Source organism: Serratia sp. TSA_105.2 (genome assembly GCF_052692115.1).
On the sequence record NZ_JBQZFT010000002.1, the window covers coordinates 311669 to 324912 of the forward strand.

11 protein-coding genes are annotated in these 13244 nt (G+C 58.0%); 2 read left to right on the forward strand and 9 right to left on the reverse strand.

Annotated features, from left to right (window positions below; all coding sequences use genetic code 11):
- The first annotated feature begins 87 nt into the window (after positions 1 to 87).
- Positions 88 to 801 carry a response regulator transcription factor gene (locus ACUTSC_RS07790; protein WP_047728196.1) on the forward strand — a complete coding sequence of 238 codons (714 nt, stop codon included), beginning with the start codon at positions 88 to 90 and terminating at the stop codon, positions 799 to 801.
- A 3-nt stretch (positions 802 to 804) separates the two neighbouring features.
- Positions 805 to 2271: a HAMP domain-containing sensor histidine kinase gene (locus ACUTSC_RS07795; RefSeq protein ID WP_445653252.1), complete on the forward strand. Its 1467-nt coding sequence runs from the start codon at positions 805 to 807 to the stop codon at positions 2269 to 2271.
- Here the strand turns inward: ACUTSC_RS07795 and ACUTSC_RS07800 are convergent.
- The 9 genes from ACUTSC_RS07800 to ACUTSC_RS07840 form a co-directional block, all read right to left on the reverse strand.
- Entirely contained in the window at positions 2268 to 2936 is a 669-nt protein-coding gene (locus ACUTSC_RS07800; RefSeq protein ID WP_197766584.1) for a fimbria/pilus periplasmic chaperone, read from the reverse strand. The two genes, ACUTSC_RS07795 and ACUTSC_RS07800, sit on opposite strands and share 4 nt — an antisense overlap.
- A 9-nt stretch (positions 2937 to 2945) precedes the next feature.
- On the reverse strand, positions 2946 to 4580 hold the full coding sequence (gene ecpD / locus ACUTSC_RS07805; protein WP_197766585.1) for a fimbrial adhesin EcpD: 1635 nt from the start codon (positions 4578 to 4580) through the stop codon (positions 2946 to 2948).
- Positions 4570 to 7089 (reverse strand): CS1-pili formation C-terminal domain-containing protein, encoded by a 2520-nt coding sequence (locus ACUTSC_RS07810; protein ID WP_197658383.1) that lies wholly within the window; start codon positions 7087 to 7089, stop codon positions 4570 to 4572. The genes ecpD and ACUTSC_RS07810 overlap by 11 nt, the downstream gene beginning before the upstream one ends.
- A 50-nt stretch (positions 7090 to 7139) precedes the next feature.
- On the reverse strand, positions 7140 to 7808 hold the full coding sequence (locus ACUTSC_RS07815; RefSeq protein ID WP_038880871.1) for an EcpB family pilus assembly chaperone: 669 nt from the start codon (positions 7806 to 7808) through the stop codon (positions 7140 to 7142).
- A 77-nt stretch (positions 7809 to 7885) separates the two neighbouring features.
- The gene (ecpA, locus tag ACUTSC_RS07820) at positions 7886 to 8473 is read right to left on the reverse strand and encodes a common pilus major fimbrillin subunit EcpA (protein WP_004939148.1); all 588 of its coding nucleotides are present in this window, start codon (positions 8471 to 8473) and stop codon (positions 7886 to 7888) included.
- A 425-nt stretch (positions 8474 to 8898) separates the two neighbouring features.
- A complete protein-coding gene (locus ACUTSC_RS07825; protein WP_445653253.1) occupies positions 8899 to 9528 on the reverse strand; it encodes a LuxR C-terminal-related transcriptional regulator in 630 nt (209 codons plus the stop codon).
- A gap of 167 nt (positions 9529 to 9695) precedes the next feature.
- On the reverse strand, positions 9696 to 10535 hold the full coding sequence (locus ACUTSC_RS07830) for a winged helix-turn-helix domain-containing protein (RefSeq protein ID WP_197766918.1): 840 nt from the start codon (positions 10533 to 10535) through the stop codon (positions 9696 to 9698).
- A 529-nt stretch (positions 10536 to 11064) separates the two neighbouring features.
- Complete coding sequence (locus tag ACUTSC_RS07835) at positions 11065 to 12486, reverse strand: heavy metal sensor histidine kinase (protein ID WP_197766587.1); 1422 nt, start codon at positions 12484 to 12486, stop codon at positions 11065 to 11067.
- On the reverse strand, positions 12483 to 13154 hold the full coding sequence (locus ACUTSC_RS07840; RefSeq protein WP_021504273.1) for a heavy metal response regulator transcription factor: 672 nt from the start codon (positions 13152 to 13154) through the stop codon (positions 12483 to 12485). Before ACUTSC_RS07840 ends, ACUTSC_RS07835 begins: the two co-directional genes overlap by 4 nt.
- Positions 13155 to 13244: the final 90 nt, after the last annotated feature.

The following is a 13244-nucleotide window of genomic DNA, read 5'->3' on the forward strand; positions in this document are numbered from 1 at the left end:
TCACGCAAAGTTAAATAAAATGTGATAACTCCGCCGGTGGGGGTTGTGTAGACTTCAGAGAGAAACGGGCAATCGGCGGTAATGAGAATGGACAAGCCAAAACGAATTTTGATCGTCGAGGACGACGGCGACATCGCCGAACTGCTGCAGCTGCATCTGCGCGACGAAGGTTACGCCATCAGCCACGCCGCCGACGGCAACCGAGGAATGGCGATGCTGGAACAGGGCGGCTGGGACGCCCTCATCCTCGATCTGATGCTGCCGGGCGTGGACGGATTGGAGATTTGCCGCCGGGCGCGCACCATGACGCGCTACACGCCAATCATCATCACCAGCGCGCGCTCCAGCGAGGTGCACCGCGTGCTGGGGCTGGAACTGGGCGCCGACGACTATCTGGCCAAGCCCTTCTCCATGCTGGAGCTGGTGGCGCGGGTCAAGGCACTGTTTCGCCGCCAGGAAGCGATGAGCCGCAACCTGCGCATGGACGCCGGCGTGCTCAGCTTCAACGATCTGACCATCGACCCCATCGCCCGCGAAGTGCACCTGCACCAGCAGCCGGTCGAGCTGACGCCGCGCGAATTCGACCTGCTGTACTTTTTCGCCCGCCACCCGGGCCAGGTGTTCTCGCGCCTGAGCCTGTTGAATCAGGTTTGGGGCTATCAGCACGAGGGGTATGAGCACACCGTCAACACCCATATCAACCGGCTGCGTATCAAGATCGAGCGCAACCCGGCGGAACCCGAGCGCATCCTCACGGTGTGGGGCATGGGCTATAAATTCGCGGCCGCGCCGCAAGAGTGAGCCATGAAAAACCTTACGTTAGCGCAACGCCTCACGCTGATCTTCGCGCTGCTGATCGTCATCGGCTGCGCCTTTTCCGGCTGGATGCAGGTGCGCAGCAGCACCCAGTACAGCCAGGCGGTGATCCAGCGCCTGTCCGGCAACCTGGCGCAGCATATCGCCGACAGCAACCCGCTGCTGGGGGTGAACGGGCCGGATCCGCAGGCGGTGCATACCCTGTTCGATCAGCTGATGGCGGTGAATCCCAGCGTTGAGGTTTACCTGCTCGACAAGCAGGGCGCGATTATCGGCCACGCCGCGCCGGCCGGGCATCTGAAGCGGCAGCGGGTCGCGCTGCCGCCGCTGCAGGCGCTGCTCGGTGGCGCGCCGATGCCGGTGTATGGCGACGATCCGCGCAGCGTGGACGGGCGCAAGGTGTTCAGCGTCGCGCCGCTTAAGGTCGATGGCCGGATCGAAGGCTATCTGTACGTGGTGCTGCTCGGCGAAGAGTACACGACGCTGGCCAGCAACGCCCAGTTCAACTCGGCGGTCAGGATGGCGCTGTGGACCTCCGGGCTGATGGTGCTGTTCAGCCTGCTGGCCGGCGGTTTCGCGTTTTATTGGGTGACGCGCCCTATCCGTCGCCTGACCCGGCAGGTCAGCGCGCTGGACAACGGCGGCATCGAGGCGGTGCAAGCTTACGCGGCGCTGCCGGCGGTACGGGCCGGGCGCGACGAAGTCAGCCAGCTGCAGCAGGCTTTCCACCGCATGGCGCAGCGCCTTGCCGAACAGTGGCAAACGCTGGCGCAGCAGGATCGGCTGCGGCGTGAGTTCATCGCCAACGTCTCGCACGATCTGCGCACCCCGCTCACCTCGCTGCACGGCTATCTGGAGACGCTGTCGGTCAAGGCTGCCACCCTGAGCGAAGCCGATCGGCGGCGCTATCTGGAGATCGCGCTGGCGCAGAGCCGCAAAGTGGGCAAGCTGGCACAGGAGCTGTTCGAGCTGGCGCGGCTGGAGTACGGCGTAGTGAAACCGCAGAAAGAGCCTTTTTCCCTCAGCGAGCTGTTGCAGGACGTGTTCCAAAAGTTCGAGCTGGCGGCGGAGGCGCGCAACCAGCGGCTGCATGCCGACATTCCCCCCGGCATTCCGCCTGTGTTCGCCGATCTCAGCATGATTGAGCGGGTGCTGACCAACCTGTTGGACAACGCCATTCGCCATACGCCGCCCGGCGGCGACATCGGCGTGCGGCTGTGGCGGCAGGACGATCAGGTGATGGTGCAGGTCAGCGACAGCGGCCCCGGCATTCCGCAGACGCTGCGCGCCGATCTGTTCGTGCGCCCGTCTGTCCTGAGCGGCGCCCGGCGCCCTTCCGGCGGACTGGGCCTGATGATCGTGCGACGCATTCTGCAGCTGCACGACAGCGATATTCAGCTGATCGAACAAGCGCAAAGCGGCGCCTGCTTCCGCTTTGCCATTCCGCCGCGTTAATCGAGGCAGCTGCGATCGACGCTGATAAATTTGTCGTTATAGATAATGAATTTCTGCCCCTTCAGCCGAATACCGGCATGGGTCAGCGTATCGCCGGGGCGCAGGTATTCGGTGACGCCCTCTTCATCCGTGCTGTTGCAACCCGGCTTGAGCAGGAACTTGAAGTAGGTGTTGCCGGTGTTGGTGAGCGTACCGCGCTGGGTATCGAGCCGATAGGCAAAGTTTACCTGACGCGGGCGCACCACCAGAATGGTGTCCATCACCACGATCGGCTCCAGGTTGACGCCGGCGCCCCGACGCGGCCCCGGCTCGAACAGTCGGGTCGGCACTTCGCGAAATGATACCCGGTAATAACGCTCGCGATTATCCTGCGGCCCGCGGTAGAAAAACTTATAGTACTCCGCCTGCCCGGCCTGCAGCGTCAGCTGGCGCGGCGCGAACAGCAGCTCGCCGTCCGCCGGCCGGCTGCGCACCTCGCGCTCTCCCGGCCGATCGATGGCGCGAATGCTCACCTGATACAGGCGCGCGCTGCGGTTGTTGTTCAACACCCGCTTGGCGGTGAATGAGCGGTCCTGATCCATGGCAAACGTCAGGGTACCGACATTGATCGCGCCGGCAGTAAAGGGGAAGGACAAACACAGCAACCCTATCAGCACAAGTTTCACGCCCTGCCCTCAATTGATGTTGCGCCAGGTGGCTTCGACATGAATTTCACCGGCGGCGCTGACGTCGCCATACCAACCGTTACCGTCGACGGTTCTCAGCGAGATCGGATTGTTCATCGGAATGCTAAAGGTCACGCGGGTCTTGTTCAGCACCCCCACTTCGCCGGAGATATCATTCCACGGCGTGCTGCTCCAGAGCGCATTGGTCATGTCGTGCCACTGGCCATCGCAGCCGGCGGCGAAGCTCTGCTGGCCGTTGGTGCTGGTGGTGATGCCGAGGGTGGCGGGGAACGGCACCTGGGTACTGTTATCCGCCGAAGAAAAGAGGCAATAGTTCACCCCGTTGATCGCCTGAGTCGGCCCGGTCGCCATCACTCTCACCTGATCGGCGGCGGTTTTGCCGCTGGTGGTCACGAAGTAGCCGAACTCCAGCGCCGGCTCCGCCGGGCCGACATAACCTTCACGGTGTGGGCTGTTGTCGTAATCATCGGAAATAATGCTGATGCTGAAATCGCGCGGCTTGATAATCAGCTGGTTTGAGGTGGAAAACTCATACCATCCCGACTCCGGCGAAGTGGTGTTCTGAAAACGGAAATTGATCAGATCGCGAGTGCCGCTGTCGGAAATCCCCAGCGCGACCATCTGTTTGAAGAAGTTACTGGAGAAGAACACATACACGGCGTTGCTGCTCTTCAACTCGTTAAAGGTATAGTAGCTGCCGGTGCCCGACGTATTTTTCCAGGTGTTGCCGTTCAGACTGAACTGCAGATCGGCGGCGTTCACCGCTGAAGACAGCGCCGCATGGTTAATCGCCGGGAAAATATGAATCGAGGTATTGCTCACGCTGCCGTCGGTCTGCAAATCGTAGCTGACCATCTTGCACATGATGCCTGAGCGGGCGCCGATGGTCTGGTTCTTGCAATCGGCATTGCCCTCGCCGATGATCGGCACCCCATCGCTGTTGACGAACACCTCCGATACGGCGTTGGTATTGATAAAGCGCAGGTGGGCCGCCTTGCTGTGCGTGACGGTGCGCTTGTACCAGCTGCCGCTGGCCTGATCCCGACAGCGGCCGCCGGCCGCGGCGTCGTAAGCCACCGACGTTTGGCAGCCGTTGATCTGCATGCTGAATGCGTCACCCGCCGCCATCTGCTTCAGATACTGATAGAAGCTCGGCGACATCATGCCGTGCATCCATTTTGCGCCGCCGGGCGTGACCACGGCACCGTAAAATCCCTTTTCGTCGGTAGTCTGCGGCAGAATCAAGCTGGTATCCATATTGCAACCGGCATACCAGTTGATGCAGCGCAGGCCGAGGAACGGATTCTTTATCGGCGCATTTTCCAGCCACATGTCATAGCGCCAGTTGGCATTCAGCCCCGTGTTGTAACCATTATCCACGTACCCCAGGCTCTGCTGATAGACAGTGCCGGAACCGCCGTATTTCAGCCCGGTCCACTTATTGGCGCCGGTCATGCGCGGATCCAGCCCGCCGGCCGGCGTGACGAAAAAGTTGTCGTCGGCGTTGTTCTCCACGAAGACAAATTTCATGACCGCCGCATCCGGCCAGTTGGTCTGGCTGACCGCCGCCTGCAGCGCGGGGGCGACCAGCGCCAACAACAACAGCGCAACGTTAGCTTTCATGGTCAGACTCCCCGGATGACATATTGCCCGCATAGGTTTTCAGCCCGGTGCAGATCACGTCGCCGACCCACACGGCGCCTTGCGCCTTGCTGAGATCCAAATCCACTTCGCATGTCTGATTGCCGCCGTGGGTAAAATCGATAACCGGGAATTTCTTGTCGACGTCCATGATAAATTCGCCTTTCTCATCGGTGCGGGTGCGGCCGATATGGTTCTTGATATAGGCGTTGGCCAGCAGCGTGCCGTCCTCCGCTTTGATGCGGCCGAACACCGTCACCATCTGTTTTATCTCCGGCGAGATCACCGCCACGTTGCCCGGATACAGGGTGAGCTTGCTCTTGCGCCTGGTGACGATGTCGAAGCTCTCCGCCGAGTTTTTGTTGTTCATCAGCTCAACGTCGTACTGACCGTAAGGCGACAAAGGCAGGTAATTCTTATTGCCGCTCAGCTTCACCATCCGGCCGTCAACCCGAGCGGTCAGCAGGCCGTCGTTTTCAATGCCGGTATTGAAGATAATCCCGGCGTTGCCTTCGTTGCGGCCGCTGATGGCAATATCGCGCCCTTGCCAGCCCATGCTGCCGCTCGCGGTCAGGCTGCTGTTAACGTAGCCGTCGGCGGAGCTGCTGACGTTGAGCGTGCCGGCAGAATACTTGGTGTCGAAGCGCGCATAGCCACCACCGTTGAAGCGGTTGTCGCCGCGGGTATCACCGGAAATCGCCCGCGACAGGTTGGCGCCCAAGGTGCGGATCGGCCCGTCCTTGATGTCCTTGCGCGCCGCCAGGTTGGCGGTGGTGTAGCCGTTTTGATTGGAAACGCCGGCGCTGAGCCAGTTGCCCATCGGCAGTGAAAAATCGAGCGCGATGTACTTGCCGGTATTGGCGTTGCTGCTGCCGTTGTTGTAGCGTTGCACGCCCGCACGTACGCCCAGCGTGCCGAAGCGGCCGGTAAAGATGTTCTGGTAATAGTCGGCGTTGTAATAGTGACTGTCGTTCTTCTTATCGTCGTTGTAGCTGGCGCTCAGGGTGCCCAGCGGAGACCACAGCGCCCCCAGATTAAGGCTGCCGCCAACGGCGCGGTTATAGGCGTCATTTTGCAACAGACGATCGCCAATCTGCGTTTTCTCCTGATTGATCCATACGCTGCTGAAGCCGCCGGGCAACGCGGCGCTGACGCTGTTGACCAGGCTCCAGGAGCGATCGGAGGCCGCCATGTTTTGCAGGTTGATCTGAATCGACTCGGTCACCGGCAGGCTGATGCGGCTCTCGCCGACGGCGTTGCCGTCAAACGAATACCCCGACAGCGCCCAATTAAGCGTTTGCAGATTGCCGGTAGCCGAAGCGCCAAGCAAATAAGAGTCCTTTGCCGGGCGGTGGCGCTCCCGTTCGCCGCGCCAGTCGTCCATGCGCAGCATCCCGCCCCAGAATTGCCAGGCCAGCGGCGCATTCGCACCGCGATTGGGGCTGAACAATTTATTCACTCGCTGCATGCGTTTATCGACCACTTTGCCGTTGACCACGACCTCCACCTCTACGTCATAGATACCGTAGGGCAAACTGCCGGTGTCCACTTCATGGTTGCCCATCGTGAAGTTTTGTACGCTGAGCAGCCGCCCGTCGCGCGACAGATGCACCTCGCCGGCCGAGGGGAAAAAAACCACGATCGGCGTCAGCGATTGGGAATTATCGAAGACCGTCGAGTTGGCGCGGTTACCGTAGGACAGACCATAAATCTTGCTCGAGTTGATGGTCGTGACCGGCCCCAGCGACTGCAGATTCCAGCTGTCCAGCATGCCGGCGGCGAAACGGCGGCCGGCGAAATCACGCTCGTACATCGCTTTGTACAGCGTGGCGTTTTCATCGCCGCTGCCGATACCGTAGATGGAACCGTTCAACTCCACGTGGTGTTCACGCAACGCCGTGACGCTGTTGAGCGATAAATAACTGGAGGTGTTGCCTTCGCTGGCGCGGGCCCGGTTATCGTAGACCCCGAGGTTATAATCCAGCGTGCTGCTTACGGCATCCACGCTGGACGCGCCGATGTCGCTGGAACGAGCGCGCAGCACCGTCCCCAACGCGGATTCCTTCACCACCAGCTGCAGGTTGAGCTGCCGGAAATCCAGCGCCAGCCAGGCGTCGTCCGCGATCCGGATATGCTGCTGCCGATCGAATGGCGCATCCTGCAAAGCCTGCAGCTGACCGGCAATCGCCGCCGTCAGCCGGGCGCCGTCGTCGTTATCCTCCAGCGTCACCCGACGAATCTTTAGCCTGTCCTGATCCAGGTAGAGAAAGGCATGGCCGATGCGGCTGTCGTCTTTGACGCCATCGCTCTTTTCATAATGCAACAACAGCGGAATACTCATCCCCTCGCGCAACGCCAGGCTGAAAGTGTGCGGGATCAGCACGCCGTTAATCTGCGTCAAACCGGCCGCCATCGCCATACGGCCAGGCAACAGCGTCGGGAGCGCCAGCGCACCGGCAGCCAAAAGCGTTCTCAACAGCACAGCGTTCACATGCCACTCCTTGCGTGATTGTTTTGCATCCATCGTGGATAACGCGCGCATTACTTCACCGGGATAAACTGTTCGCCGTGCCACAGCGCGACGCGTCCTTTTTTATCGTTGACGTCAACCTTGCTGAAGGCGCGATCCTTCCCCGGCATCACGAAATAGTTTTCCTTGCAGTCGCTGCCGTCTTGCTTGTTCCTGCAATTGCCGTAGGCCACCACTTTGAACGTGGCGTTGCCGGTGTTTTTGATCCGTCCGTTGGCGAACTGATAGGCGAAGCGATCCTGCCGAGGCGCCACCACCAAAATAGTGCCGATGCGCGCCGACGTGGTGGCCACGGCATTACGCCGAGCCGAGTTTTGCCCCGCCTCGCTCAACGCCTGATCGAACCAAACGATGCGGTAGTAACGCTCCTGGGCATCATTCGGCCCCTTGTAGTAAAAGCGGATCACATCGCTGGCGTTGGCCGGCAAGATCAGGCTGGCGGGCGACAGCAACATTTCATCCCGGCTGCTCATCGGGATCACCGTGCCGGAGGCCAGGGGACTGGAAATGCGTTCGATCTTGATGGTCACCAGCCGGCCGCTGTCGGTGGTGTTTTTGATTTCCTTGCTCAGGCGCGCGCTGTCGCCAGGCATGAAGGCGCTGATCTCACCCACATCGAGCGCCAAAGCCGGCCGCAGCAGCATTAACATCAGGGTGACGGCGAGAGAAAAGCGTGTCATTGCGGTATTCCACTGGCGTTGATGAGCGATAAATAGCAGGAGGTCTCCCCCCTGCCAGATGCAGATCGTTCGGGGGATTAGGAAGTCCAGGTCGCGTTGAACTCGACGCTGACGTCGCCGCTCCAGATACCTTCCGGCAGCGTGCTGAAATCCGTGACGGCGGTGGTGCCGTTTGACGTCGCGCCGATGATGCTGAAGGTGAACTGATCCTGCGCGCTGGTGCGGCCGGCCTGGTTGTAGGCGTTGGACAGGGCGCTCAGATTGCCGCCCAAAATGCCGGCGGTGGTGTCGATCATGGTGGTTTCAGCCGTTTTCCCGACCACCGCACCGTTATAGTTCACCCCGACTTCCAGCGTAGAACCGGAAGTATCCAGCTGAGTCAGCGTATTGGAGACCAGTTTTGAGGTCAGTTTGAAAGCGGTGGCCGTGGTATCGCCTTCCACGGTGACGTCAAACAGGCCTTTCTGGCTGTTGAAACCCTTAATGCCTTCTGCATAGTTGAAGGCCAGACTGCCAATCGGCGTCACAACCAGTTTGCTGGTGGTGTCTTTCTTGGCGGTCGCAGACCAGGTTGCCAGCGCCTGAGCGGTAACGTCGGCGGCTTGAGCAGTGCTGACCGCTGCAAAGGCGGAAACGATCGCCAGAGCCAGTGTCATTTTCTTCATGGTATAACTCCCTTCAATGTTGAATATGTTTTCTTTCTTTCGTCCATTCTCAGCCAGCCGTTTGCATCACTGCGTTTAGCCAGTCTGCTTGACGCCACAAGAATATCCCCGGCCGGTCAAAAAAGAATCATTAACTATTAAAGTTCAAATATTTAGATTTAAATCCCGCAATTAATGTTTTATCCCCCATCAATCACATTAAAAAACGGGTTAAGCCTTCGATGAAAGCACAATCACATTGTGGTTTAACCCGGCAAGGCGGGTATTGTTTAACCACAAATACGCTCTGTTCGCCCTTCCCATGGCGGTGAAAATTTCAGCGCTGGCGTTGTTCGCTGAGGGAAAAGATTGATTGGATTTACACAAGGGGCAGCAGCCAATCAAGATCGGCCGCTGTAGAGAAAAGGGGGGCTTATCGCCACGTGTCAGGAAGGGTATCGGGTTCTCAGGGTATGAATAAGCCGCATAAATCCGGCCTGATTGAGGCCCAGTTTTCGCATAATATTCAGTTTATGGGAGCTTATGGTTTTGTAACTTCGCCGGGTCACGTTGGCGATGCTTCGTGGAGATGCGCCGGCAACCATCATGGCCAAAACTCGCCATTCAGTGGCAGATAATGCGGCTGCAGAGTGCACCAGCCGGGCGCGAATATGCGGGGAACGATAGCCGGAGAACTCACCCGCAGCCGCAATGGCGTCACTCAGGCAATGCAAAGGCTCCTTCTTTGCCACTATCGCTATGCGCGCATCCGTCGCCAACAACGCTAATATACCGGGATGTTCTACAGCGGTGAAAATCACCAAGGGAATTTCCGGCCAGACATTTTTTGCCGTTAGAATGAACCGTAATACATCATACAAATATTCTCTCTGATGATATAACTCCATAATAAGCACGCGAGGCTTTCCTTCTTTCAATGCCTCCTCCAGCTCCCTCAAGGTATCGATAAAATGCCTGCCATTTGTTCGGGTAATGAGAAATGCTTCCATTCCTCTTCTCACTAAATAGCTGGGTTCGAAAAATAGCAGCGCATCAGCGAAATCGGCTTTAACCATACATAATCACCATAATTAGGTAGAAAGCGGTAGAGAAAGAGAAATAGCTCTCGATAAACGCCACACGGCAGCCCGCCAAATGAAAATCAAACGTTTAATTTCAATACTGTCATATTTTTGTCATATCCATCTTCCTCTCAATCGCGTTGGGCGGCGGCTATCAATGGTCAATTAATAAACTCGGCATTGTCGCTTTCCAACCCTGAACAGATCTCCATTTTATGTTCACGCAAAATCTTGCAGCGCAGCAGGAATAAGCGGGAAATGCCGGAAATGTAAGTTCTGACCTGATTGCTGCGCACCACCAGCAAAAACTCATCGCCGCTGCATTCTGCCGTTTGGTGAGCGGCGTAAGCCAGAATGTCTCGATTCAGGCTGGCGTTGACCGACGCCGAGGCAGCAGGCAACGAGATGAAAACCTTACAGTTGCCGGACTTTCCCAGGTAGCTCTCCTGCCGGGCCTCCGAGCCGCTGAAATAGGCGGTGACAGCAATGGCCATGAGGATCCCCCCCAGGACCAATGCAAAGATCATCAGCCAGCCGCGGCGGAAATCACCAAAAAAAGAGGTGGCCCGGTTGATGACGGTTGCGGACGGCGGATTTATCGCCGCTTCGGTCACAGACTCCGGCAAAGAGACGACGGGTTCTGCATCGTGAATATCTTCCGCTTCCTCATAAGACTCGATGGTAATCTCATCACGCAGCATAAAACCCACTTTAGGGACCGTGACAATAACCTCTTCCTCGACGCCCAGATTTTTAATCACCCGACGTAACTTGCTGACGCACTGATTAAGATTATTATTGCTGGACACCATGCCGTAATCGTCCCAGACCTTCTTGAATATCAGTTCACGCCCTACGGCCTCACCATGGTGGGCAATCAACAGCAGCAACAACCGTTTGGAAGGACTGGATATGGATATGGGATCGTCAGAAAAATCTGTTGGGCTAAGGGTTCTGGTGTCTGCGTCAAAGAGAATATGGTCATTAAATCTATATTTCATTTTATTCACATGTATTCACTATAGCGATCATTTATAGTTTGGCGTCAAATGTTAATGAAATATTAAATAAATATTTAATCAGGTAATTCGCGAAAATACCCAAGTGCAGGCAAGAAAAACCACTCAATTAACGCCACGAAATACGCTTTGTCACCTCACCATCGTTTATATAGGATTTTTCTTGCAAACCATAACCAAAGGTTAACCAATCACCACATTCATTGATATATTGACGCGACAAAAACCACAAAATTAGTTTTTTGTGTTGCAAATTATCAATTTTAAGGAAAATCATCTCAAAAAAAGACCGCAGAACTAAATTTTAATAAAAAAATAATAACACGTGAATGTTGAGCGTAATCACAGACCGCAGTCCATCTGCATTAGCCCGATGAATTAACGCGTTTGCCGCGACGCAAATGTTAAATTTGCGGTTCAGCCAAGGCTGATGGGAAACAATAATGAAAGGAAAAACTTACGAATGACGCCTGTCGCATTTTCCGCAACAGGCGAAAACATTCGCTGTAGCTCATTGAACTGATGAAGGGAATATCAGGCTAAAGGTCAAGCAAGCGGAACCCCGGCCATCTGAACACTGCGCGCGAACCTCACCGCCGTGCAGCGTCATGATGGCGCGCACGATAGACAGCCCCAGCCCACTGGCATGATTGCCAGCGCTGCGCGCAGGATCGGCGCGATAGAAGCGATCGAACAATTTTTCCAGCTGTGCCGGCGCGATCGGCGGCCCCTGATTGATAACCTGCACCCACCAGGCATCGGCGCGCCGTTCAGCCCGCAGGACGATCCGGCTGTTTTCGTCGGCATAACGCACTGCGTTAGCCACCAGGTTGCTCAACGCCCGCTGGAACAGCATTGCGTCCGCCTTCAACCCGCCCTCACCTTCGCAGCTCAGCACGATGCCGCGTTCTTCCGCCAGCCCCTCGAAGTAATCCGCCACCCGCCGCAGCTCCAGCGCCACATCCAAACGACTGTAGTTCAGCGCAGACTGCGCCTCGCCGGCACGCGCCAGGAACAGGATATTTTCCACCATGCGGGAAATGCGCTCCAGCTCATCCATATTGTTCGACAGCAGGGTTTCGTACTCCTCCACGCTGCGGGGCTGGTAAAGCGCCACCTGACACTGGCCCATCAACGCCCCTACCGGGGTGCGGATTTCATGGGCCAGATCGGCGGAAAACTGCGTCAGCCGCTGGTAGCCTTCATTCAACCGATCGAGCATCGCATTGAACGAACGGGTCAACTGCTGCAACTCCTTCGGCGCCCCCTGCTCGCTGAGGCGTGTCGACAGCGTATTGGGCGCAATCTGCGACGCCTGCGCCGCCATGCGCCATAACGGCTTCAACCCCCGGCGCATGACCCCATACCCCAGGAGCGCAATCAGCAGGAAAGCCACCGCCACCGCTGCGACGATGCGCCACAGGTAACGCGCCAGCATCTTCTGTTCGTTGACCATCACGTGCGCGGCGGAGATCTGCAACAGGCTGCCGTCTTCCAGGCGCACCATCGCCGAAGCCGCGCGCAGCGGCACCCCCTGCGCCGTTTCCCCACTGCGGACGGCGGCCAGCGTCTGCGCCTCGCCGGCCGGCGTCGGTGCGATCGGCGGCAATGCTACCCCGGCCGGGTTCACGTTGATGAGCGGTTTTTGTCCCGGGATTTGGAAAATCAGCACGTCCTGTTCATTACCCAGCATGTTTTCAAACAGGCCGTTATTGGCGGTAAGACGCGCCAAAGGAAAGCGCTGCCCCAGTAGATGGCGGAAATACTCTACGCGCCCGGTCACCTGCAGATCGCTGCGCAGCGTCATTTCCTGGCGCATGGCGCTATACAGATACCCACCCGTCCCGCTCACCACCAACGCGGCCACCAGCGCGAACAGCGTGGCGGTGCGCAGCGTCAGCGACACCGGCCGACGCGAAGTGCGCCCGCTCACGAGCGTGGCTCGCAGACATAGCCGATGCCGCGCACGCTGTGGATCAGCTTGACGTCGAACGGCCGGTCTATTTTAGCGCGCAGGCGTTTGATGGCCACGTCAACCACATTGGTGTCGCTGTCAAAATTCATGTCCCACACCTGAGAGGCTATTTGCGTGCGCGACAGCACTTCGCCCTCGCGCCGCACCAGCAGATGCAGCAGCATGAACTCCTTGTTGGTCAACGGGATCACCTGATCCTGGCGCACCGCCCGGCGGCGCAGCACGTCCAGCTGCAGATCGGCGATGGCGTAATGATCGGCTTCGCGCGCCGGCCCGCGGCGCAGCAAGGTGCGCAAACGCAGCACCAGCTCGGTGAACGAGAACGGCTTGATAAGATAGTCGTCCGCGCCCAGCTCCAAACCGTGGATGCGATCCTGCACGCCGTCGCGGGCGGTGAGAAACAGAATCGGCACGTCGCTTTTCTTGCGCAGCACCTCGATGATCTGCCAACCGTCCAGCCCCGGCAGCATCACATCGAGTACGATCGCATCGTAGTCCTGCTCCAACGCGCGAAACAATCCGTCGGTGCCGGTGCGCGCCAAATCGACGCCGTACCCCGCTTCACCCAGCCCTTTCTTCAGGTAATCCCCTGTGCCGATATCGTCTTCAACTACCAGTATTCGCATGCTCACCACCTCGTTACGTCTGCAAAAATACTAGCAGCTTCGGCGGACAAACTTGATGACATTAATGTCATCAAACGGCCATGGCGCTGA